The organism is Microbacterium oryzae, from assembly GCF_030406385.1.
GTDB lineage: Bacteria > Actinomycetota > Actinomycetes > Actinomycetales > Microbacteriaceae > Microbacterium > Microbacterium oryzae_A.
The window spans coordinates 469,726-492,444 of the sequence record NZ_JAUEPM010000001.1 but is presented as its reverse complement, the minus strand read 5'-3'; the positions used below and the strand labels follow the sequence as shown (position 1 = coordinate 492,444).

Here is a 22,719-nt window from a genome sequence, read left to right as displayed (position 1 = left end):
TGCAATATAGTCAACCTGGACTAGTTGAAGTGGGATGAGATGAAGGACACCGTCGAACGGCTCACCCCGATGGGGGTCATGGTGCTCGCGCTGCTGCGCGAAGGAGACATGCACCCCTACGAGATGGTGCGCCTCATGCGGACGCGGCACGGCAGCCGGCTGCTCACCATCACCAACGGAACGCTGTACCACTCGGTGTCGCGTCTTCAGCAGTCCGAGCTGATCGAGGAAGTCGGCGTGGCGCGAGCGGGCAACCGCCCCGAGCGCACGACCTATGCGCTTACCGCGGCGGGGAGCGACGCCCTCCTCGAATGGGTCCGGCAAGAGCTGCCGCGGGTGGATCGGCCCGAGCGGTTCCGCATCGCCGTCGTCGAATCCCACAATCTCGATGCCACGGAGGTGCTCGCGCTGCTGCGAGAGCGCCGCGGTGCGCTGGTGTCCGAGCAGGCAGCGCATCAGGACCGGCTCGCGACGGGCCGCGCCAATGGCGTCCCCGAGCAGTTCCTCCTGGACGTCGAGCGTCAGGCGCAGCTGCTCGCCGCAGACCTCCGGTGGCTCGACACGCTCATCGAACGACTGTACGCCGACGCCATTCCCTGGGGCTCCGCCGGCTTCGACGACTCCGACCGCTATGTTGCACAGAGGAAGGCCGCACGGCAATGAACAAGACCCGCTCCGGGCAGACCCGCAGCCCTTGGCTCGCCCTGTGGGCGCTCATCATCGGCTTCTTCATGATCCTCGTCGACACGACGATCGTGTCGGTCGCGAACCCCGCGATCAAAGCCGCCCTCGATCCCGACACCAACAACCTCGACAACGTGGTGTGGGTCACGAGCGCGTACCTCCTCGCCTACGCCGTGCCGCTGCTCATCACCGGGCGCCTCGGCGATCGCTTCGGCCCGAAGAACATCTATCTCGTCGGCCTGGGGATCTTCACGCTGTCTTCGCTCTGGTGCGGCCTGTCGACGACGCTCGGCGGGCTCATCCTCGCTCGCGCTGTGCAGGGCCTCGGCGCGGCGTTCATGACGCCGCAGACGATGGCCGTCATCACCCGCACCTTTCCGCCGCACCGGCGCGGCGCCGCGATGGGTCTGTGGGGCGCGACCGCGGGCGTCGCCACTCTGGTCGGCCCGCTCGCGGGCGGTCTGCTCGTGGACGGGCTCGGATGGGAGTGGATCTTCTTCGTCAACATCCCCGTCGGCGTCATCGGCTTCGTCGCCGCATGGATCCTCGTGCCGAAACTCGAGACCCATCCGCACCGGTTCGACATCCTCGGCGTCGTCCTCAGCGCGATCGCCGTGTTCCTCATCGTGTTCGGCCTGCAGGAGGGGGAGAAGTACGACTGGGGCGTCATCTGGGGCCCGGTGTCGGTGTGGGCGATGATCATCGCGGGCATCGCGGTGCTCGGGCTCTTCATCCTGCAGCAGGCAAGGACCCGCTCCGAGCCGCTCGTGCCACTGGGCCTGTTCCGCGACCGCAACTTCTCCGGCGCGAACGTCGCGATCGCGGCGGTCGGCTTCACCGTCACCGCGCAGGCGCTGCCGCTGATGTTCTTCCTCCAGTCAGCGCGGGGCCTGACACCCACCGAGGCCGCCCTCTTGATGATCCCGATGGCGGTCCTCTCGGGCGCTCTCGCCCCCGTCGCCGGACGCATCCTCGACCGTGTCGACCCCCGCGTGATCCTCGTGCCAGGCCTCCTCTGCGTCGCGGGCGGCCTGTTCTGGTACGCCGCGATCGTCGACATCGACACGCCGATCTGGCTGTTCCTGCTCCCGTCGGCCCTGATGGGCATCGGCAATGCCGGGATGTGGGGCCCCCTAGCGACCACCGGGACGCACAAGCTTCCGCCGCGCCTCGCCGGGGCGGGCGCGGGCATCTACAACACGACCCGCACGATCGGCTCGGTCATCGGCTCGGCCGCTGTGGCCGCGTTCATGCAGGCGCGCCTCGAGGCGAACCTGCCGGGTCTCGCAGACGCCCCGGCGATGGCGGATGGCCCGATGCCCGCGGCCGTCGCCGACGGCTTCGCCAGCGGGATGGCCGAGGCCATCCTGCTGCCGGCCTGCGTCGTACTCGTGGCGCTGGTCGCGTCGCTGTTCCTGCGCGGTGCGGCGGCGGGGGACGGCGACGGCGGATGGCGCGCCGCGGCCTCAGACGGTGCCGTCGAAGCTCAGGCTGAGGCGGCGCAGCAGCGCAGCGAGGCGTGAGCGCTCCGACCCCGACAGGCGGCCGAGGATCTCGGCCTCGGCGTCCATGAGGCGCGTGATCGCGGCGTCGACGCGAGTGCGGCCGTCGTCGGTGAGGGTCACGAGCACGCTGCGGCCGTCGCCCGGGTCGGACTCGCGCCGCACGAAGCCGCGAGTCACGAGCCGGTCGATCCGGTTCGTCATGGTGCCGCTGGAGACGAGCGTCTGCTGCAGCAGCTGCTTCGGGCTCAGCTGATACGGGGCGCCGGCACGCCGCAGCGCGGAGAGCACGTCCCACTCCCAGGGCTCGATCTCGGTGCGGCTGAAGGCGTCCCGACGGGCACGGTCGAGGTGACGTGACAGCCGGTCGACGCGGGAGAGGACCTCCATCGGCGAGAAGTCGAGGTCGGGGCGCTGCGCCGCCCACGCGCCGACGATGCGATCGACTTCATCGGTATCCGCGGCCATCCGTTCAGTATCGCTCACCGGTCGGGTCTCGCGAGAGCGCGCCCACGCGCGGGAATCGAGCGAGTCGGCGCCTCATGGCAGACTTGTCGAGCGGCCGAGAGCCGTGGTCCGCCATGGTGTAACGGCAGCACGACAGCCTTTGGAGCTGTGAGGACCAGGTTCGAATCCTGGTGGCGGAGCGTGACGGACGATGACGTGACGGAGGCAGACGTGGCACAGAGCGAACTCGCGATCGTGATCCTGGCGGCAGGCCAGGGGACGCGCATGAAGTCGAAGCTTCCCAAGGTGCTGCACGAGATCGGCGGGCGCCCGCTCGTCGGCCACGTGCTGCACACCGCGCAGCAGCTGGACGCCGTGATCACGCGCGTCGTCGTGCGGCATGAGCGCGACCGCGTCCTGGCGGCGATCGACGACTTCCCGGGCGTCGAGGCGATCGATCAGGACGACATCCCCGGCACCGGCCGCGCGGTGCAGATCGCCGTGGCGGCGCTGCCGGAGTCCTTCGCCGGCGATGTGCTCGTGCTGAGCGGCGATGTCCCGCTGCTCGACGTCGACACCCTCGCCTCCCTCCTCGACACGCATCGCTCGGCGGGCGCCGAGGCGACGCTCCTCACCGCGTCGCTCGACGACCCCACCGGCTACGGGCGCGTCATCCGAGACGCCGACGGCACGGTCTCGCGCATCGTCGAGCAGAAGGACGCCACCGACGACGAGGCCGCCGTCGGTGAGATCAACGCGGGCGTGTACGTCTTCCGCGCGCCATCGCTGCGCACCCAGCTCGAGCGCATCGGGACCGACAACGCGCAGGGCGAGATGTACCTGACGGATGTCGTCCGCCTGCTTCGCGAGGACGGCCATCCGGTCGCTGCGGCACAGGCTCCCGACGCGCGCATCGCGCTCGGCGTGAACGATCGCGCGCAGCTCGCCGACGCCGCGGCCATCCTCAACGCACGCGTCATCCGCCGCTGGCAGCTCGAGGGTGCGACCATCCTCGACCCGACCACGACCTGGATCGACGACACCGCATCGCTCGCCCCCGACGTCACCGTGCTGCCCGGCACGTTCGTGCTCGGCGCGACGAGCGTCGCCGAGGGCGCGACGATCGGCCCCGACACGTCGCTCGTCGACTGCGAGGTGGGGGAGGGCGCGACCGTCCGCCGCACCGATGCGACGCTCGCGGTGATCGGCGCCGGCGCGACCGTGGGACCGTTCGCGTTCCTCCGCCCCGGCGCGGAGCTCGCCACGGGCGCCAAGGTCGGCACGTTCGTGGAGGTCAAGAACTCCACGGTGGGCGAGGGCAGCAAGGTGCCGCACCTCTCTTATATCGGCGACACGACGATCGGACGCGGCGTCAACCTCGGCGCCGGTGCGATCACCGCGAACTACGACGACATCGCCAAGCACCGCACGGTGATCGGCGACGAAGTCCACACCGGCTCGCACAACGTCTTCGTCGCCCCGGTTACACTGGGGGACGGCGCGAAGACGGGAGCGGGCGCGGTCATCCGCAAGGATGTGCCGGCAGGCGCCCTCGCTCTGAGCGTGGCACCTCAGCGGAACATCGCGGGGTGGGTCGAGACGAACAGGGCGGGCACCGCAGCGGCAGAAGCCGTCGCTCGGGCCCGAGCGGCGGAGAAAGCAGCGGATGGCGCGCACCAGGAAGACCGTTGACCTCGACCTCGAACGGGGCATCGCCCCGGGAGTCGTCACCAAGACGAAGAAGCGACTGGTGGTGGTCGCGGGCCGTTCCCACCCGGAGCTGGCGCAGGCGGTAGGCGAGCAGCTCGGCATCGGCATCGCGCCGACCGAGCACCGCACCTTCGCCTCCGGCGAGATCTACACGCGCTTCGAGGTCTCGATGCGCGGCAGCGACGTGTTCCTCATCCAGTCGTTCAGTCAGAGCGTCAACGAGGAGCTCATGGAGATGCTCATCATGCTCGACGCGCTCAAGCGCGCGTCGGCCAAGCGCGTCACCGTGGTCGTGCCGTATTACCCCTACTCCCGTCAGGACAAGAAGGGCCGCGGCCGCGAGCCGATCTCGGCACGCCTCGTCACCGACCTCATCGCGACGGCCGGCGCCGACCGCATCATGAGCGTGGATCTGCACGCCTCGCAGATCCAGGGCTTCTTCGACGGCCCCGTCGATCACCTCTTCGCGAAGCCGGTGCTCCTCGGCCACTTCAAGGAGACCCTGACGGCGGAGGAGCGCGAGACGCTCACCGTCGTCTCGCCCGACATGGGGCGGGTTCGCGTGGCCGACACGTGGTCGGAGAGCCTCGATGCGCCGCTCGCGATCATCCACAAGCGCCGCGACCCGAAGGTCGCCAACCAGGTCTCCGTGCACGAGATCGTCGGCCAGGTCGACGGGCGCACCTGCCTCCTGGTCGACGACATGATCGACACCGCGGGCACGATCGTGAAGGCCGCCCAGGCCCTCAAGGCCAACGGTGCGAAGAAGGTCATCGTCGGCGCCACGCACGCGATCTTCAGCGACCCCGCCGTGGAGCGCCTGCAGGACGCCGCCGTCGACCGCGTCGTCGTCACCGACACCGTGCCGATCCCCCAGGACCGCCGCTTCGAGAAGCTCACGGTCCTGTCGGCCGCGCCGCTCCTGGCCCGGGCCATCCGCGAGGTGTTCGACGACGGCTCCGTCACGAGCATGTTCGACGGCGCAGCCTGACGCTCACAGCGCACGCATAGGCGGTTCCGCACCGCCTGCCGTCGAACGACCCCACACTGGCCTCATCGCCGCCCCACGCGCGGCACCGATGAACAGGGGACCGAGATGAACCGATCCATTCGCAGCGGCGCCGCGCTCGTGGGCGTCGCCGGGATGGCCGCGCTCGCGGGATGCGGCGCGGTCACCGTGGGCGCGTCGACCGACGAGGCGTCCGGCGCCGATTCGAGCGGCACGGCCGGCGAGAGCAGCGCCTCCGGCGCCGCGTACGCCGACGGCACCTACACCGCCGAGGGCACGTACCAGACGCCGGAGTCGGTAGAGAGCATCACCGTCACGGTCACGCTCGAGGACGACGTCGTCACCGATGTCGAGGTGACCGGTAACCCCCAGGAGCGCGAGTCGGAGCAGTACCAGTCGCAGTTCATCGACGGCATCGCCGACGAGGTCGTCGGGGTCGACATCGACGAGCTGTCGGTGAGCCGCGTCGCAGGGTCCTCGCTCACGAGCGGCGGCTTCAACGTGGCGATCGATCAGATCAAGCAGGACGCGGCGGTCTGACATGCCGGCCGTGTGGCGGTTCGACGCCATCGGCACGACGTGGGAGATCGAGACGCCCGCTCCGCTGGACGACGTGGCGCGGGCGGCGGTCGCGCGCGAGGTCGAGACGTTCGACATCGCCTGGTCGCGCTTCCGATCCGACTCGCTCGTCACGACGCTCGCGCGGGAGGGCGGCGATGTGCCGGCGCCGGAGGACGCAGCGCCCATGCTCGACCTGTACGCCGAGCTGTGCCGCGAGACCGGAGGAGCGGTGAATCCGCTCGTCGGGGCATCGCTCGAGCGCCTCGGGTACGACGCGGCGTACCGTCTGAAGGCCGAGGGACCGGTGTCCGCGCCGCAGGACTGGACGACCCGCCTGCGGTGGACCGGCGGACGCCTCGCCCTCGACGGGCCGGGCGTCATCGACGTCGGCGCCCTCGGCAAGGGCCGGCTCGTGGATCGCGTCGCGTCCCTGCTGCCCGAGGCGACGACCGTCGACGCGAGCGGCGACATCCTCGTCCGGGGCGCCCCGCAGCGCATCGCCCTCGAGCATCCGTATGACGCGCGTCGCGCGATCGGCGTCGTGACCGTGACGGACGAGGCGCTGTGCGCGTCGTCGGCGAACCGGCGCGCGTGGGGTGACGGCCTGCACCACGTGCTGGATGCGCGGACAGGCGAGCCTATCCGCACGGTGGTCGCCACCTGGGCCCTGGCCCGCACGGCGATGCTGGCCGACGCGGCGGCGACCGCGCTGTTCTTCGAGGGCGGCGAGCGGTTCGCCCGCGGGCACGACGTCCACTGGGTGCGCATGCTGACGGATGGCCGCGCCGAGTGGTCGCTGGGATCCCGCCTCGAGCGGGGAGAGGCGGAGCTGTTCCGATGACCTTGACCACCCTGCATCGACGCGGCCTGCGGCTGATCGGACGCCTCTCGATGTACCGGCTCGTGCTGCTCGCCCTCGCGCTGCTGGCCGTCATCGCGTTCGCGCTGTCGTTCGCCGGCCTCGTGCTGCCGACGCCGTCCGAGCTCCTCGCGACCGCGGCCGTGCTGGTCGTCGTCGGCGCGGCGGTCGATGTCATCGGGCACCGCGTCATCCGACGCCCGTGGCGACCTGAGTCGACGCTCATCACCTCGGCCATCCTGCTCTTCGTCATCCGTCCGGGCCTCGACGCGTCCGTTCTCGTCGGCGTCGCGATCGCCGCGGCAGTCGCCGCCGCGTCGAAGTACCTGCTCGCATGGCGCGGTCGGCACATCCTCAACCCCGCCGCGGTCGGCGCGACGGTGGCGACGCTGTCGACCCCCGGCGGCTCCGCGTGGTGGGTGGGGACGCCCGTGCTCTTCGCGCCGCTCCTCGTGCTGGGCCTCCTCGTCCTCTGGCGCACGGAGAAGCTGCGCGTGGCGGGTCTGTTCCTCGTCGTGGCGATCGTCGTCGCCGGCGTCCGGACCGTCACACAGCTGGTGGTGGCCGGGCTGTCCCTGCCGCTGGAGACCCTCGTCGCCGCGGTCGTGGTGCAGTCGCCGTTCCTCTTCCTCGCGGCGTTCATGCTCACCGAGCCCCTGACGCTGCCGCCGCGGCGGTGGCAGCAGCTCATGGTCGCGGCCGTCGTCGGCGTGCTCGCGGGGTGGCCCATCCCGCTCGGTGCGATCACCCTCGGGCAGGAGCGCGCGCTGCTCATCGGCAACCTCCTCGCCTTCGCCTTCGCGATGCGCGGCACCCTGCGGCTGACGCTCGTCCGTCGCGGTCAGCCGACCCCGGCCATTCGCGAGCTGACCTTCACGGCCGACCGGGCCATCCGCTTCACGCCCGGTCAGTACCTCGAGCTCGAGGCGCCGCACCCGCGCCCCGATGCGCGCGGGACACGGCGCGAGTTCTCGATCGTCTCGGCCCCTGCCGACCTGCCGACAGTCCGGATCGCCTATCGCGAGAGCCGCGCCGCGGCGGTCTCCACCTACAAGCGCGCGCTCGCTGTGGCGCGGCCCGGCGATGTGCTCGTCGCGACCGGCGTGTGGGGCGACTTCGCGCTGCCGCGGTCGCCGCAGCCGCTCCTCCTCGTCGCGGCGGGGATCGGCGTGACGCCCTTCGTCTCGCAGCTGCGCGATCTGCGCCTGCGGGGCGAGCGGCGCGACGTGGTGCTCGTCTACGTCGCCGGGAGCGCGGCGGACCTGGCGTACCGCGATGAGATCGAGGAGGCCGACGTCCCGACCCTCGTCTTCACGCCCGACGCGCCGGAGGGGCTGCCGAGGCACTGGACGTGGGCCGGCGGCGAGCGGCTGACGGCGGATGGCCTCGCTCGCGCGGTGCCGGATCTCGCGTCGCGACGCGCGCACGTGTCGGGTCCGCGAGCGCTCATCGCCGATCTCGCGCCGGCGCTCCGCACCGCCCGCTCGCTCCGCACCGACGCGTTCGCGGGCTACTGACGCGAGGTGGCGCTGACGGTGATGTCCTGCACCGTGCCGTGGTCGAGGCGCAGCCGCCGCCTGGCTCGCCGGGCGACGGCGGAGTCATGGGTGACGAGGACGAGGGTGAGCCCGTCGGCGTTGAGGCGCTCGAGGAGGTTCATGATCTCGTCCCGTGTGCGCTCGTCGAGGTTGCCGGTCGGCTCGTCCGCGAGCAGCACGCGCGGGCGCTTGGCGATGGCGCGGGCGATGGCGACGCGCTGCTGCTGACCGCCGGAGAGCTCGGCGGGGCGGTGATCGGCTCGGTCGGCGAGCCCCACGTGCGCGAGCGCCTCCTGCACGCGCGCTTCCCGGTCAGCGCGGGCCAGGGCGAGCGGCTCGAGGCCCATGGAGACGTTCTCCCGCGCCGAGAGGGTGGGGATGAGGTTGAAGCCCTGGAACACGAAGCCGATCTCGCTCGCGCGCAGGGCGCCCAGCTGCTTCGCGCTCGCGCTTCCGAGCTCGGAGCCGGCGAGCGACACCGACCCGCCGGTGGGCGTGTCCAGGGCGCCGAGCAGCTGCAGCAGCGTGGACTTGCCGCCGCCGGTGGGCCCCTGAATCGTCACGAAGTCGCCCTGCTCGATCTCGAGGTCGACGCCGCGAAGCGCGCGCACCTCGCGTTCACGCCCGCGATAGGTCTTCTCGACAGCGGTGAGGGAATAGAGGATGGTCATGTCGTTCTCCTTGATGTCGTCGGTGGGGGTCAGGCGACGGATCGCAGCGCCTCGGCGGGGCTGAGCCGTGCGGCGCGCCAGCCGCCGATCGCTCCCGCGATCAGACCGCCGGCAACGGCGAGCACGACGGCGAGGGCGATGATGCCGACATCCAACGGTGCCGACAGGACGATCTCGCTCGTGGTCATATCGAGGCCGGCCGGGCCGCCCGGGCCCATGCCGCCCATCCCGCTGGCTGTGTCCGAGGCGCCGGCGGCGACCGTCGGGTGCACCGCGTCGATGATGAGCGCGCCCACGACGCCGAGGACCACGCCGATGACGCCGCCGAGCGCGCCCTGCACGAGCGACTCCCCGGCGACCTGTCGCACGACACGTCCGTTCGTCCATCCGATCGCCTTCAGCGTGCCGAACTCGCGGGTCCGACGCGAGACGCCGGAGATCGTGAAAAGCACCGCCAGCACCACGGCGACGGCGAGCACGATGACCGACAGCCACGTGCCGAGGCTCGTGATCAGGCCGGATGCGCTCGAGAGGGAGCCCGACACCGTGGCGGCGAGATCCGACTGCGAGCTCACCGTCGCGTCGGGGAGCTCGGAGGTGAGGTCCGCCTGCACCGCGGTGATGTCGCCAGCGGACGCGGCCTGCACGTACACCGTCGACACGACGTCGCCCGCACCCGAGAGCTCCTGCGCCACATCGAGGGGGATGAAGACGTCGGCGGCGGTGTCGGCCGACGCGGAGGCTGAGGCCACCACGCCGACGATCTCGAACTCCTGCCCGCCGAGCTCCACGGAGTCGCCGACCGCGAGCTCGTTCGTCGTCGCGTAGGTCTCGTCCACCACGGCGACGAAGGCGCCGGCGTCGGAGTCGGCGAGCGACCGCCCGTCGGAGACGGTCGCGGAGGACAGCGGTCCCACCGTCACCGCATCGGCATCCACGCCGAGCACGCTGATCGAGTCGAGATTGAATGATCCGCCGCCGAACCTGCCGCCGGGAGCCCCGCCCTCGGGCGGCGTCTGCTGCTGCGTCGACTGCTCGGTCGGCGCGGACGGCAGCTCGCCGCCGAAGGTGGTGTTCTGGAGGGCGAGCGCACCCGATGCCGCCGCGACCCCGTCCGCCGCGCTGGCGGTCTGCACGGTCGATGCCTCGAGCGTGGAGCGACCGGGCTCGGTGGACAGGCGCGACTGGCTGACCTGGGTCGAGCCGTCGTCCCCGGTGGTGCCGTCTTCGGCGCCGAACTCGAAGCGCTGACCGCCGCGCTCCCCGGGCTCCGCGACCGCGCCGGTCACCGTGAGATCGGTGCCGACGCCGTAGACCGACGCGAGAGCCTGGTTCTGCGCGTCGCGGACTCCGGCTGCCAGGGCGCTGACGATGATCACGAGGGCGATCGCGATCGCCAGGCCGGCGGCGACGATCATGGTCTGCCGCTTGCGGCCCGCGAGTTCGCGTCGCAGGTACGTTCTGTACATGGGTGTTCCTTCCGCCGCTGCCCACGAGCGGCCCGCGTCGACGGTAAGGAGCCGAAGTATGAGCCCGGCATGGGAAACTGATGAGCGAGCTATGAGGGCAGGCTCGGCACTCACAGCCCACGCATAGCCGATGCCATAGCAGGCCCATAGGAACCGGCGCACAATGGACGCATGACCACCACCGCCCGCGTGCCCGCTCCCGCCCTGACCCGTCCCGACGGCAGCCCTGTCCGGGTGCTCGTGGTCGACGACGAGCAGATGCTCACCGACCTGCTGTCGATGGCGCTGCGCATGGAGGGCTGGGAGGTGCGCGCGGCCGGCAGCGGCTTCGAGGCGCTGCAGGCGGCACGCGAGTTCGACCCGGACGCGCTCGTCCTCGACGTCATGATGCCGGACCTCGACGGGATGGGCGTGCTGCAGCGGCTGCGCCAGAACGGCGACGACGTGCCGGTGCTCTTCCTCACCGCGAAGGACTCCGTGGGCGACCGCGTCGCCGGGCTTACCGCCGGCGGCGACGACTACGTCACCAAGCCGTTCAGCCTCGAGGAGGTCGTCGCTCGCCTTCGTGCGCTGATGCGGCGCTCGGGCACCGCGCTCGCCGCGGACGTCGAGCCCATCCTGCGTGTCGCCGACCTCACCCTCAACGAGGACAGCCACGAGGTGGAACGCGGCGGCACGCCCATCGAGCTGACGGCCACCGAGTTCGAGCTGCTGCGCTTCCTCATGCGCAACCCGCGTCGCGTGCTGTCGAAGGCGCAGATTCTCGACCGCGTGTGGCATTACGACTTCGGCGGCCGGTCGAGCGTCGTCGAGCTCTACATCTCATACCTGCGCAAGAAGATCGACGCGGGGCGCGAGGCGCTCATCCACACCGTGCGAGGCTCGGGGTACATGATTAAGGCGCCGCAGTGACGGATGGCGCCGCTCGCACAGGGCGGCGGCGACGCCTGAGCTTCGAGACCCGGCTGATGGTGACGATCGTCGCGATCGTGTCGGTCGTGCTCGTCATCATCACGACCCTCACGAGTGCCGTCATCAGCAACGTGCTCGAGGAGCAGCTGAATGAGCGGGTGAGCTCGTCGGCGAGGGACGTCGTGGAGATGATCAACCGCAGCATGACCGCACCGGAGTCGGCGGCCCTCGCCCTGGATCGGAAGCCGATCGACCCCGGGTTCCTCTTCGTCTACGAGTCCCCCTCGACGGGAGAGACCACGGGCGCGGTGGTCGACGAGGACAGGGTCGTCGTGGAGCTCGACGAAGCGCAGGTGCAGGACGCCCTGGCCGATGCCGCCGGCCCCGGCGGCGCCCACACGATCGTCATCGAGGGGCTCGGATCGTACCGCGTGATCGACGTGGGCGAGGGAACCACGGCGATCATGGGGCTGCCGACCGCGGAAGTCCAGGCGACGATCGGCCGGCTGTGGCGCACCATCATCTTCGCGACGATCGGGGGGATGCTCCTCCTCGGCATCGCGACGACGCTCGTCATCCGGGCTGGACTGCGTCCGCTGCGCGCTGTCGCGGAGACCGCGACGCGAGTGGCGCAGCAGCCGTTGGATCAGGGCGCCGTGTCGATCGACGAACGGGTGCCAGAGGCGGAGGCCGACCCGCGCAACGAGATCGGCCAGGTGGGCGCGGCGCTGAACACGCTGCTCGATCACGTCGAGTCGTCCCTGCACGCGCGGCAGCGGAACGAGGAGCTCATGCGGCGGTTCGTCGCCGACGCCAGCCATGAGCTGCGGACGCCGCTCGCGTCCATCCGCGGCTACTCGGAGCTATCGCTGCGGGACCCGTCGCTGAGCGACAACACCGAGCAGGCGCTGGAGCGGATCCAGGCGCAGTCCATCCGGATGACTTCGCTCGTCGAGGACCTCCTCCTGCTCGCGCGCCTCGACGAGGGGCAGGAGATCGTGCTCGGCGCGGTGGATCTGACGCAGCTGGCGGTCGAGGCGCTGGCGGATCAGCAGGCGGCGGGCCCGGATCACGCGTGGTCGGTCGACGTGCCGGAGGAGCCGGTCGTGATCGCCGGCGACCGCGGGCGCCTCACGCAGGTGATCGCGAACCTGCTCGCGAATGCGCGCACGCACACGCCCGAGGGCACGCACGTCGAGCTCGGCCTGCGGCTGGAGGGCGAGGGCGGCGCGACCCGTGCGGTGCTGACCGTGCACGACGATGGCCCCGGGATCGACGCCGACCTGCAGCGCGAGCTCTTCACGCGGTTCGTGCGGGGTGACCGCTCCCGCGCCCGCCGCACGGGCGGCACGGGCCTCGGGCTCTCCATCGCGAAGGCCATCGTGGAAGCGCACCACGGCGAGATCTCCGTGCACAGCGCGCCCGGCGACACGACATTCGAGGTGCGTCTTCCGGCCCGGCCCGCGTCCTGAACCCGGCTCGCGCGCGCAAGGCGGCGAGGGAGACGGAAAGAGCCGGCCCGGGACCCGGGCCGGCTCTTCGCGTGCGGCGTCAGTGCGTGTCTTCGGCTTCGATCTCGCTGCGGTCGGCGGACCAGAGCGTGTGGAACGTGCCTTCCTTGTCGATGCGCTTGTAGGTGTGCGCGCCGAAGAAGTCGCGCTGACCCTGGATGAGCGCGGCGGGGAGGCGCTCGGCGCGGAGGCCGTCGTAGTACGCCAGCGACGACGAGAACGCGGGGCTGGGGATGCCGGCCTGGGTCGCGGCGACGACCACGCGACGCCACGCGGCCTGTCCGCGGGTGAGCGCCTCGGCGAAGTACGGCGCGGTGGCGAGGACGGCCAGGTCGGGCTGCTCGTCGTAGGCGTCGGCGATGCGGTTGAGGAACTGCGCGCGGATGATGCAGCCCGCGCGCCAGATCTTCGACACGGCGCCGAGGTCGATGGACCAGCCGTACTCGGCCGCTCCCGCGCGGATCTCGTCGAAGCCCTGCGAGTAGGCGATGATCTTCGATGCGAACAGCGCCTGGCGGACGTCCTCGATGAACGCGTCCGCGTCGTCGACGTGGAACTCCTCCTCGGGACCGGGAAGCGCCGACGCGAGCGCGCGCTGCTCGGGGTGCGACGACAGCGACCGGGCGAAGGTGGCCTCGGCGATCCCGGAGACGGGCACGCCGAGGGCGAGGGCGGTCTGCACGGTCCACGCGCCGGTGCCCTTGGCGCCGGCCTGGTCGAGGATGACGTCCACGAGCGGCTGGCCGGTCTCGGCGTCGTTCTGGCGGAGCACCTCGGCGGTGATCTCGATGAGGTACGAATCCAGCTCCCCGGTGTTCCAGTCGGCGAACACGTCGGCGATCTCGGCAGGGCTCTTGCCGGTGCCGCGGCGGATGAGGTCGTACGCCTCGGCGATGAGCTGCATGTCGGCGTACTCGATGCCGTTGTGCACCATCTTCACGAAGTGGCCGGCGCCGTCGTGGCCGATGTGCGTGACGCACGGCTCGCCCTCGGCGACCGCGGCGATCGACTTCAGGATGGGGCCCAGGGTCACCCAGGACTCGTCCGACCCGCCCGGCATGATCGAGGGGCCGTGGAGGGCGCCCTCCTCGCCGCCGGAGATGCCGGCGCCGACGAAGTTGATGCCGGTCTCGCGGACGGCCTTCTCGCGGCGGATGGTGTCGGGGAAGTAGGCGTTGCCGCCGTCGACGATGATGTCGCCGGGCTCGAAGACCTCCACGAGGGAATCGATGACGGCGTCGGTGGGGCGGCCGGCCTTGACCATGATGATCGCGGTGCGCGGCTTCGACAGCGACGCGGCGAACTCCTCGTACGAGAACGCGGGGATGAACTCCGCCTCGGGGTGCTCGGCGACGAGGGTGTCGGTCTTCTCGCGGGAGCGGTTGAAGATCGCCACCGTGTTGCCCTCGCGGCTGGCGAGGTTGCGAGCGAGGTTCGAACCCATCACGGCGAGGCCCACGACCCCGATGTTCGCACGGGCGGGGGTGGTGGAAGCGTCAGTCACGCGGTCTCCTTGATACGAGGAACGGTCGTACGCGCCCAGGCTAGCGGGCCGGGGCGCGGTGTGCGCCGCCGTGACGGAGCGCGCTCCGCCGGGCGGCCGTGCTCACTTGCGGTAGGCGCCGCGGCGGCCGAGCGAGAACAGGGCGCCCGTGATGAGCACCGCGCCGAGGGCGGTCATGCCGCCGATGCCCCAGGCGATGACGTGGGAGAGGAATGCGCCGTCCATGTCGGACTCCTTCTGCTGGGCGGGCAGCCGAGCTGTCCGCAAGACGGGAGGCGGCGCCGTCGCGCCGTCTCCATCGTAGTCCCGCCGGTTCCGGCGGCTCGGATAGCCTCAAGCCATGCCGGCGCGGATCTGGTCACCGGATGTCCTGGGGGAGGGCTTCGAGCAGCTCACGCTGCCGCTCGCCCCCGACGACGAGGGCGAGGTCGTCGCCACCCTGGTCCGTCACCTCCCGCCGCGCCGCGGGTTCCTGCGCCCGGCTCTTCCGCTTGACGGCGTCGACGTGCTCTATGTGCACGGATGGTCGGACTACTTCTTTCAGAAGCGGCTCGCGTCGTTCTTCGCTCACCGCGGCGCCCGCTTCTATGCGCTGGACCTCCGCAAGTACGGCCGCAGCCTCCGCCCGGGGCAGACACCCGGCTACATCACCGATCTCGCCGACTACGACGAGGACATCGCCGCCGCGCGCGCGGCCATGGAGCCCGCGCGGAGCCTCGTGCTGCTCGGGCACTCGACGGGCGGGCTCACCCTCAGCCTGTGGGCATCGCGGCATCCGAGGGCCGCCGCCGCGGTCATCCTCAACAGCCCCTGGCTGGAGTTCCAGCTGAGCGGCGTGCGCCCCGCGATCGCTCCCGTCGTGCAGATCCAGGCACGCTGGCGTCCGATGGATGCGGCTCCCCAGGTCGACCTCGGGTTCTACGCCCGCGCCCAGGCCGAGGCGGCCGACCCGGACGACCCGGTGACGATCGACGAGCGATGGCGCCCGGACCAGACGATGCCCGTGCACGCCGGATGGCTGAACGCCGTTCTCGAGGGGCACGCGCACGTCGCGCAGGGGCTGGCGATCCCGGCGCCGGTGTGCGTGCTGCTGTCGGCGCGCAGCGCGCCGCCCACCCGCTGGTCGGAGGAGCTGACGCGCGTGGACTCGGTGCTCGTCGTCGACGACATCGCGCGTGCCGCGCTGCGTCTGGGGCCGAGCGTCACCGTGGAGCGGATCGACGGAGCCCTTCACGATGTCTTCCTCTCCCGGCACGACGCCCGGGAGGAGGCGTACGCGCGCCTCGACCGATGGGTCAGCGGCTTCGTCGCCGCCTGAGCGCCCCGGACGGACCCGCGGGTGCCGTGAGGTAGCATTGACGACGACCTCGGCGAGGGAATCTGCCGCGTGCGCGCGGCGGCATCCGTGATCGACGCGGTGATGCGGGCCCCATGCCCTCCTCACGCGCAGCGTTCGAGCCGAGGGTTCCCCACCAGAACTTCATGCGGCTCCGCTCGGCCGCGTGTCCCACAAGGAGCAGACACATGGCTGACCAGAACAAGCTCGCGGCTGAGATCCGCACCGAGTTCGGCAAGGGCTTCGCCCGCCGCCTCCGCGCCGCCGGCAAGATCCCCGCCGTCCTGTACGGGCACGGCACGGAGCCCGTGCACGTGGCGCTGCCCGGTCACGAGACCGCGCTCATCGTCCGTCACGCCAACGCGCTCTTCCAGCTCGACATCGAGGGCCGCGCCGAGCTCGCCGTCGTCAAGGACGTCCAGCGCGACCCGGTGCGTCAGATCATCGAGCACATCGACCTCCTCGTCGTGAAGCAGGGCGAGAAGATCTCGGTCGAGATCCCGGTGACCGTGACCGGCGAGTCGTTCCCCGGCACGATCGTGAACCTCGAGACCACGACCCTGAAGCTCGAGGTCTCGGCGACCGAGATCCCCGAGCACGTCGAGGTCTCGGTCGAGGGCCTCCAGGACGGCACCGTCATCACCGCCGGCGAGATCGCCCTCCCCGCCGGCGCCGTGCTCGCCGACGACGCGGACCTGCAGATCGTGGGCATCCTCACGCCGCGCGGCTCCGCCGAGGACGACGCGGCCGACGCCGCCGCAGCCGCCGAGTAACACCGGTTCACTTCACACGAGGGGACGCGACCTGGTCGCGTCCCCTCGTGTCGTCTCCAGGAGGAAGAGGATGGCCGACACCTGGCTGATCATCGGGCTGGGAAACCCCGGTCCCCGCTACGAGCAGACCCGGCACAACGTCGGGCAGATGGTCGTCGACGAGCTCGCCTCGCGTCGCTCCGCGGCGTTCCGCCAGCACAAGGCGAACGCCCGCGTCGCGGAGGCCTGGCTCCGCCCGGGCGCGGCCAAGCTCATCCTCGCGAAGCCGAGCACCTTCATGAACGTCTCCGGCGGGCCGGCTGCGAACCTCGCCAGGTTCTACGGCCTCGGCGCCGACCGCGTCGTCGTCGTGCACGACGAGCTCGACATCCCCTTCGACACGATCAAGCTGAAGACCGGCGGCGGGCACGGCGGTCACAACGGCGTCCGCGACGTCGCGAAGGCGCTCGGCACGCCCGACTTCGCCCGCGTGCGCGTGGGGATCGGGCGCCCGCCCGGACGACAGGACCCGGCGGACTGGGTGCTCGACGCCTTCGGCGCGACGGAGCGCAAGACGCTGCCCATCCTGGTGGGCGACGCGGCCGACGCGGTCGAGCACCTCGCCGACGAGGGGCTCGTCGCAGCCCAGCAGCGCTTCCATGCGCCGCGCCCGTGAGGACAGCGGCAAGTAGACTTCTGCGGTGACTGTTCAGGGGATCGTAGACGCTCTGGAACAGGACGGGTCCTTCCGCGACGCGCTCGCCGCGGCCGCCGTGGACGCCGACCTCTCGCTCGTGGACGGGCTGGCCGCTCCCATGCTCGCCGCGCTGCTCGAGCGTCGGCGCGCGGCAGGCCACGCTCCCGTCCTGCTCGCCCTCGCGCCCACCGGCCGCCGTGCCGAGGCTCTCGGAGCGGCGCTCGCGTCGGTGATCCCGGGCGCGGAGGTGCGCGATTTCCCGGCGTGGGAGACGCTGCCGCATGAGCGGCTGAGCCCGAGTCCGGAGACCGTCGGCCGGCGGCTGGAGACGCTGCGCCGCGTGACCGCCGCGGCGGACCGGGAGACGCCGCTCGTGATCACCGCGTCGATCCGAGCCGCCATCCAGCCGATCGCGCCCGGACTCGGCGATGTGCACCCGGTCGAGCTGCGCGTGGGCGCGCGCGGCGACGAGCTCGAGAGCGTCGTGGAGCGCCTCGTCGAGCTCGCCTATCACCGCGTGGACATGGTGTCGCGCCGCGGCGAGTTCGCGGTGCGCGGCGGCATCCTCGACGTCTTCCCGCCGGTGGCCGACCACCCGTACCGCGTCGAGTTCTTCGGCGACGAGGTGGACCAGATCCGTGCGTTCTCGGTGGCCGATCAGCGCTCACTGCCGGGCGAGGTGCGAGAGGTGTCGCTCGTGCCCAGTCGCGAGCTGCTCCTCACCCCCGACGTGCGGCAGCGGGCGCGCGAGCTGCAGCACGAGTACCCCGGCATCGCGCAGATGCTCGAGCGGATGGGCGAGGGCATTCCCGTCGAGGGCATGGAGTCGCTCATGCCCGTGCTCGCTGGCCCGCTCGTGGCGCTGCCGTCGTACCTGCCGCGGGGCGCCGCCGTGGCCCTCGTCGACCCCGAGCGCGCGGTGTCGCGCTCGATCACCCTGGGGGAGACGAACCGCGAGTTCCTCGAGGCCGCGTGGAACGCCGCGACGAGTGGGGGCAGCGCGCCGATCAACCTCGAATCCGGGGATTTCCTGACCCTCGGGCAGCTGCGCGACGAGGTGCGGGAGGCGGCCGGCGTCTGGTGGACGCTCAGCCCGTTCGACTCGGGCGCCGCGGACATCGCGGCCGAGCTCGCCGCGCTCGACGACGACGAGACGCTCGACGCTATGCCCGACGAGGCCGGTGCGCTGCGCGTGCGCGCGAGCGCCGCGCCCACCTTCCAGGGCAACGTCGAGGGGGCCACCGAGCACATCGGCGGGCTGCTGCACGACGGATGGCGCGTGATCGTTGCGGCATCGGGCACGGGTCTCGTGGAGCGCGCACGCGATGTGCTCTCCGAGCGAGGTCTCGCCGCGCGCATCGTCGACGATCTCGCCCAGGAGCCGGAGGCCGGCGTCGCGACGCTCGTGCAGGCCGCGATCGAGCGCGGGTTCGCCGTCGAGGGCGCCCGGCTCGCCGTCTTCACCGAGAACGAGTTCTACGGCCGCACCATCGGCGGCGACACCCGCACGGTCAAGAAGCTCGCATCGCGACGGAAGAACGTCGTCGACCCCATGCAGCTGAAGCCGGGCGAGATCGTGGTGCACGCGACCCACGGCATCGGCCGGTTCGTCGAGATGACCCAGCGCGAGGTGTCGATCGGGGGACGGAACGCGACCAAGACCAAGCGCGACTACCTGGTGCTCGAGTATGCGCCGTCCAAGCGCGGCTACCCCGGCGACAAGCTCTACGTGCCGACGGATCAGCTCGACCTCCTCTCCAAGTACGTCGGCGGCGAGGCCCCGACGCTGTCGAAGATGGGCGGCAGCGACTGGGCGCAGGCGAAGAGCCGCGCCCGGCGCGCGGTCCGCGACATCGCCGTCGAGCTCGTGAAGCTGTACTCCGCGCGCATGGCGGCGAAGGGCTACGCGTTCGGCCCGGATACGCCGTGGCAGCGCGAGCTGGAGGAGGCCTTCCCGTTCGCCGAGACCGCCGATCAGCTGCAGACGATCGAGGAGGTCAAGCGCGACATGGAGCGCCCGGTCCCCATGGATCGCCTGCTCTCGGGCGACGTCGGCTTCGGCAAGACCGAGGTTGCCGTGCGCGCCGCCTTCAAGGCCATCCAGGACGGGAAGCAGGTCGCGATGCTCGTGCCGACGACCCTGCTCGTCAAGCAGCACCTCGAGACGTTCCAGGACCGCTTCGCCGGCTTCCCGGTGCAGGTCCGCGCCCTGTCGCGCTTCCAGTCCGACAAAGAGGCCAGACAGACCCTGCAGGGGCTCGCCGACGGCTCCGTCGACATGGTCATCGGAACCCACCGCATCCTCACCGAGCAGGTCGTCTTCAAGGACCTCGGCCTCCTCATCGTCGACGAGGAGCAGCGCTTCGGAGTCGAGCACAAGGACGCGCTGAAGAAGCTGAAGACCAACGTCGACATCCTCGCGATGAGCGCCACGCCCATCCCGCGCACCCTCGAGATGGCCGTCACCGGCATCCGCGAGATGTCGACCCTGGCGACGCCACCCGAGGACCGCCATCCGATCCTGTCGTACGTCGGACCGCACAACGACAAGCAGATCGCCGCCGCCATCCGCCGGGAGATGCTGCGCGAGGGACAGGTGTTCTTCGTGCACAACCGCGTGACGACCATCCAGAAGGTCGCCGCGCACCTCGCCGAGCTCGTGCCAGACGCGCGCATTGCCGTCGCGCACGGCAAGATGAGCGAGAAGCAGCTCGAGCAGGTCGTCGACGACTTCTGGGAGCGGAAGTTCGACGTGCTCGTCTGCACGACGATCATCGAGACCGGCATCGACATCGCCAACGCGAACACGATCATCATCGACCGCGCTGACAAGTACGGCCTCGCGCAACTGCATCAGCTGCGCGGCCGCGTCGGCCGGGGGCGAGAGCGCGCGTACGCGTACCTCGTGTACGACGAGCACAAGCCGCTGTCGGAGACGGCCGCGGACCGCCTCGAGACCATCGCCGTGCACAACGACCTCGGCAGCGGCATCCAGGTCGCGATGAAGGACCTCGAGCTGCGCGGGGCGGGCAACCTCCTCGGCGCCGAGCAGGCCGGGCACATCGCCGGCGTCGGCTTCGACCTCTACCTGCGCATGATCGGCGAGGCCGTGTCGGCCTTCCGCGGCGAGGAGAGCGAGGGTCCCACGGAGCTGCGGCTCGAGCTGCCCGTCGAGGCGCGCCTGCCCGAGTCGTACATCGACAGCGAGCGGCTGCGCCTCGAGGCGTACCAGAAGCTCTCGGCGGCGGCCTCGGCCACCGCGAAGGACGACGCGATCGACCAGGTGATCGAGGAGCTCGTCGACCGCTACGGCACGCCGCCGGCGGAGGTCGACGGCCTCGTCGCGGTCGCGCGGCTGCGGCGCCGTGCCGCGCAGGCCGGGCTCGCCGACGTCGTGGCGATGGGCCGCAACCTCCGCGTCGCGCCCGCGCACCTTCCCGATTCCATGAAGGTGCGCCTGCAGCGCCTGCACCCGGGTGCGAAGATCCTCAGCGGCGGCGAGGCGATGGTGGTGCCGCTGCCGCAGGCCGACGGCGAGCCGCTCGGCGACGCCGACCTCATCGCGTGGGTCGCCCAGCTGCTGGACGCGCTCTTCCCCCTGCCCAAGCGGGACGACGCGCCCGCCGAGAAGGAGGACGCGTGATCAGGCTCCTGCGCGCCGAGCGCTTCCCCGCCTTCCTCCTTCTCGGCGCGGCCGTGCTCGGCCTCGTCGTGGCGAACAGCCCGGTCGGCGGGGCGGTCCTCGACTTCAGCCATATCGAGCTGGCCGTCCCCGGCACGCCCCTCGACCTCTCCATCGCGCACTGGGTGGCCGACCTCCTCCTCGCGGTGTTCTTCTTCGGCGTCGCCGTGGAGCTGCAGTTCGAGCTCACCCGGGGCCAGCTGAACTCGCTCGGCAAGGCGCTGAAACCCGCCATCGGCGCCGCGGGCGGCGTGCTCGTGCCGATCGGGATCTACCTGGTCGTCGCGTGGGACCCGGCGACCCGCGACGGATGGCCCATCCCGACCGCCACCGACATCGCCTTCGCGCTGGGCGTGCTGGCGATGTTCGGCAAGGGACTGCCATCGAAGGTGCGGGTGTTCCTCCTCGCGCTCGCCATCATCGACGACATCGTCGGCATCGTCTTCATCGCGGTGCTGTTCGCCACCGACGTCGACCTGGCGAGCCTGGTCGTCGGCGTCGTGCTCATCGCGGTGTTCGCCCTCCTCAGCCGCCTCGTGTCCGAGGGGAACCGCGTCGTGCTGGTGCCGCTCATGATCGTCCTCGCCCTGGTGGCGTGGGCGTTCGTCTACAGCTCCGGCATCCACGCGACGATCGCCGGCGTGCTCCTCGGCCTCGCCATCCGGCAGGGGGAGGGCATGCGGGCACGGCACGTCCTGGAGCCGTGGATCAACGGCCTCATCCTCCCGGTCTTCGCGTTCTTCTCCGCGCTCGTGGTCATCCCGCAGGTGTCGCCGAGCGAGCTCTCGCCGGCGCTCTGGGCCATTCTCATCGCCCTCCCGGTGGGCAAGATCATCGGGATCACCCTGTTCGGCAGCATCGCCATGGCCGTGCGGCCGAAGGGCACGCCGCCGGAGATCCGCCTGTCCGATCTCATCGCCGCCGGCGCCCTCGGCGGCATCGGGTTCACGGTGTCGCTGCTGCTGTCGTCCCTCGCGTTCGCCGACGACGGAACGCTCCGCGACGAGGCGACGCTCGGCGTGCTGGGCGGGTCGACGATCGCGCTCGCGCTGTCGGCCGTGCTCGTCTCGCTCCGCGCACGGCACTACCGGCGGCTCGCCGCCGCCGAGCGCGGCTGAGCCCGCTCCGCGGCGGTGGGGCAGGATGGTGGCGTGAGCGATCCCGGGGATGAGCTGAAGCGCGCGGCCGACGTCATGCGGCAGGTGCACGAGCGCTGCGTGTGGACGCGGGCGATGACGCACGAGGAGCTCGTGCCGTACCTCGTGGAGGAGTCCGCCGAGCTCGTCGACGCCGTGGAGAACGGCGACCGGGCGGGGCTCCGCGAGGAGCTGGGCGACCTGCTGTGGCAGGTTCTCTTCCACGCCGAGATCGCCGCGCACGACGACGCCGACCCGTTCGACGTCGACGACGTGGCCCGCGACCTCGCCGAGAAGATGACGCGCCGCCATCCGCACGTCTTCGCCGGCGAGACCGCGGAGACGCCGGAGCGGGTGCTCGAGCTGTGGAACGCGGCGAAGGCCGCCGAGAAGCGCCAGCGCACGAGCGTGCTGGACGGGGTGTCGCATGCCATGCCGTCGCTCGCCCTCGCGCAGAAGGTGCTGGGCAAGGGCGCGCAGGTCGGCGTCGGACTCGAGCTCGTCGAGGCGGTGGCGGCTGCCGAGGCCATCGCCGCCGACGACCCCGACGTGCTGCCGGAGAGCGAGGAGGAGCTGGGGGAGACCCTCCTCGGCCTCGTCGCCGTCGCCCGGGCCAAGGGGTGGGACGCCGAGCGCGCGCTCCGCAGCGCGGTGCGCGCACTCGAGACGGACATCCGCGACGCCGAGCAGCACGCCGAGCCGGACCCGTTCGGACGATAGGGGAGAATGGGAGCGCTAT

Annotated in this window: 20 protein-coding genes and 1 tRNA gene; 16 read left to right on the top strand and 5 right to left on the bottom strand. The window is 71.3% G+C overall.

From position 1 onward, the window contains the following. Positions 1-39 precede the first annotated feature (39 nt). On the top strand, positions 40-663 hold the full coding sequence (locus QWJ90_RS02550; protein WP_290106021.1) for a PadR family transcriptional regulator: 624 nt from the start codon (positions 40-42) through the stop codon (positions 661-663). Continuing rightward, on the top strand, positions 660-2,207 hold the full coding sequence (locus tag QWJ90_RS02545) for a DHA2 family efflux MFS transporter permease subunit (RefSeq protein ID WP_290106020.1): 1,548 nt from the start codon (positions 660-662) through the stop codon (positions 2,205-2,207). The genes QWJ90_RS02550 and QWJ90_RS02545 overlap by 4 nt, the downstream gene beginning before the upstream one ends. On the opposite strand, the gene QWJ90_RS02540 is transcribed toward QWJ90_RS02545, so the two are convergent. Continuing rightward, complete coding sequence (locus tag QWJ90_RS02540) at positions 2,151-2,654, bottom strand: MarR family winged helix-turn-helix transcriptional regulator (protein ID WP_290106019.1); 504 nt, start codon at positions 2,652-2,654, stop codon at positions 2,151-2,153. The genes QWJ90_RS02545 and QWJ90_RS02540 overlap by 57 nt on opposite strands. Before the next feature lie 107 nt (positions 2,655-2,761). Between QWJ90_RS02540 and QWJ90_RS02535 the strand changes: the two genes are divergently transcribed. The 6 genes from QWJ90_RS02535 (at position 2,762) to QWJ90_RS02510 (ending at position 8,289) form a co-directional block, all read left to right on the top strand. Further along, positions 2,762-2,833, top strand: a tRNA-Gln gene (locus QWJ90_RS02535). A gap of 31 nt (positions 2,834-2,864) precedes the next feature. Next, complete coding sequence (glmU, locus tag QWJ90_RS02530) at positions 2,865-4,325, top strand: bifunctional UDP-N-acetylglucosamine diphosphorylase/glucosamine-1-phosphate N-acetyltransferase GlmU (RefSeq protein WP_290106018.1); 1,461 nt, start codon at positions 2,865-2,867, stop codon at positions 4,323-4,325. Then, the gene (locus QWJ90_RS02525; RefSeq protein WP_290106017.1) at positions 4,300-5,334 is read left to right on the top strand and encodes a ribose-phosphate diphosphokinase; all 1,035 of its coding nucleotides are present in this window, start codon (positions 4,300-4,302) and stop codon (positions 5,332-5,334) included. Before glmU ends, QWJ90_RS02525 begins: the two co-directional genes overlap by 26 nt. Positions 5,335-5,439: 105 nt before the next feature. Next, positions 5,440-5,892 carry an FMN-binding protein gene (locus QWJ90_RS02520; protein WP_290106016.1) on the top strand — a complete coding sequence of 151 codons (453 nt, stop codon included), beginning with the start codon at positions 5,440-5,442 and terminating at the stop codon, positions 5,890-5,892. A gap of 1 nt (position 5,893) precedes the next feature. Further along, positions 5,894-6,754 (top strand): FAD:protein FMN transferase, encoded by an 861-nt coding sequence (locus tag QWJ90_RS02515; RefSeq protein ID WP_290106014.1) that lies wholly within the window; start codon positions 5,894-5,896, stop codon positions 6,752-6,754. Further along, positions 6,751-8,289, top strand: a complete 1,539-nt coding sequence (locus QWJ90_RS02510; protein ID WP_290106013.1) for an FAD-dependent oxidoreductase — start codon at positions 6,751-6,753, stop codon at positions 8,287-8,289. Before QWJ90_RS02515 ends, QWJ90_RS02510 begins: the two co-directional genes overlap by 4 nt. On the opposite strand, the gene QWJ90_RS02505 is transcribed toward QWJ90_RS02510, so the two are convergent. Both QWJ90_RS02505 and QWJ90_RS02500 read right to left on the bottom strand, forming a co-directional pair. Further along, entirely contained in the window at positions 8,283-8,981 is a 699-nt protein-coding gene (locus tag QWJ90_RS02505) for an ABC transporter ATP-binding protein (protein WP_290106012.1), read from the bottom strand. The two genes, QWJ90_RS02510 and QWJ90_RS02505, sit on opposite strands and share 7 nt — an antisense overlap. Before the next feature lie 29 nt (positions 8,982-9,010). After that, entirely contained in the window at positions 9,011-10,450 is a 1,440-nt protein-coding gene (locus QWJ90_RS02500; RefSeq protein ID WP_290106011.1) for an ABC transporter permease, read from the bottom strand. A 171-nt stretch (positions 10,451-10,621) separates the two neighbouring features. Between QWJ90_RS02500 and QWJ90_RS02495 the strand changes: the two genes are divergently transcribed. Together QWJ90_RS02495 and QWJ90_RS02490 are read left to right on the top strand one after the other, a co-directional pair. Beyond that, positions 10,622-11,362 carry a response regulator transcription factor gene (locus QWJ90_RS02495; RefSeq protein ID WP_290106010.1) on the top strand — a complete coding sequence of 247 codons (741 nt, stop codon included), beginning with the start codon at positions 10,622-10,624 and terminating at the stop codon, positions 11,360-11,362. Further along, positions 11,359-12,834 (top strand): sensor histidine kinase, encoded by a 1,476-nt coding sequence (locus tag QWJ90_RS02490; protein ID WP_354670412.1) that lies wholly within the window; start codon positions 11,359-11,361, stop codon positions 12,832-12,834. Before QWJ90_RS02495 ends, QWJ90_RS02490 begins: the two co-directional genes overlap by 4 nt. A 79-nt stretch (positions 12,835-12,913) precedes the next feature. Here QWJ90_RS02490 and gndA read toward each other — a convergent pair whose 3' ends face one another. Together gndA and QWJ90_RS02480 are read right to left on the bottom strand one after the other, a co-directional pair. Further along, positions 12,914-14,377: an NADP-dependent phosphogluconate dehydrogenase gene (gene gndA, locus QWJ90_RS02485; protein WP_290106009.1), complete on the bottom strand. Its 1,464-nt coding sequence runs from the start codon at positions 14,375-14,377 to the stop codon at positions 12,914-12,916. Positions 14,378-14,479: 102 nt separating this feature from the next. Beyond that, positions 14,480-14,602, bottom strand: a complete 123-nt coding sequence (locus QWJ90_RS02480) for a hypothetical protein (RefSeq protein WP_290106008.1) — start codon at positions 14,600-14,602, stop codon at positions 14,480-14,482. Positions 14,603-14,717: 115 nt separating this feature from the next. Between QWJ90_RS02480 and QWJ90_RS02475 the strand changes: the two genes are divergently transcribed. The 6 genes from QWJ90_RS02475 to QWJ90_RS02450 all read left to right on the top strand — a co-directional run bounded on the left by QWJ90_RS02475 (position 14,718) and on the right by QWJ90_RS02450 (position 22,700). After that, positions 14,718-15,695: an alpha/beta hydrolase gene (locus QWJ90_RS02475; RefSeq protein WP_290106007.1), complete on the top strand. Its 978-nt coding sequence runs from the start codon at positions 14,718-14,720 to the stop codon at positions 15,693-15,695. A 206-nt stretch (positions 15,696-15,901) separates the two neighbouring features. Next, positions 15,902-16,486 carry a 50S ribosomal protein L25/general stress protein Ctc gene (locus QWJ90_RS02470; RefSeq protein ID WP_290106006.1) on the top strand — a complete coding sequence of 195 codons (585 nt, stop codon included), beginning with the start codon at positions 15,902-15,904 and terminating at the stop codon, positions 16,484-16,486. 70 nt (positions 16,487-16,556) lie between these two features. Beyond that, positions 16,557-17,141, top strand: a complete 585-nt coding sequence (pth, locus tag QWJ90_RS02465; RefSeq protein WP_290106005.1) for an aminoacyl-tRNA hydrolase — start codon at positions 16,557-16,559, stop codon at positions 17,139-17,141. A 25-nt stretch (positions 17,142-17,166) separates the two neighbouring features. Continuing rightward, on the top strand, positions 17,167-20,805 hold the full coding sequence (gene mfd, locus QWJ90_RS02460) for a transcription-repair coupling factor (protein WP_290106004.1): 3,639 nt from the start codon (positions 17,167-17,169) through the stop codon (positions 20,803-20,805). Next, positions 20,802-21,962 carry a Na+/H+ antiporter NhaA gene (gene nhaA, locus QWJ90_RS02455; protein WP_354670411.1) on the top strand — a complete coding sequence of 387 codons (1,161 nt, stop codon included), beginning with the start codon at positions 20,802-20,804 and terminating at the stop codon, positions 21,960-21,962. The genes mfd and nhaA overlap by 4 nt, the downstream gene beginning before the upstream one ends. Before the next feature lie 75 nt (positions 21,963-22,037). Further along, positions 22,038-22,700, top strand: coding sequence for a MazG family protein (locus QWJ90_RS02450; RefSeq protein WP_290106349.1), 663 nt, complete (start codon positions 22,038-22,040; stop codon positions 22,698-22,700). Positions 22,701-22,719: the final 19 nt, after the last annotated feature.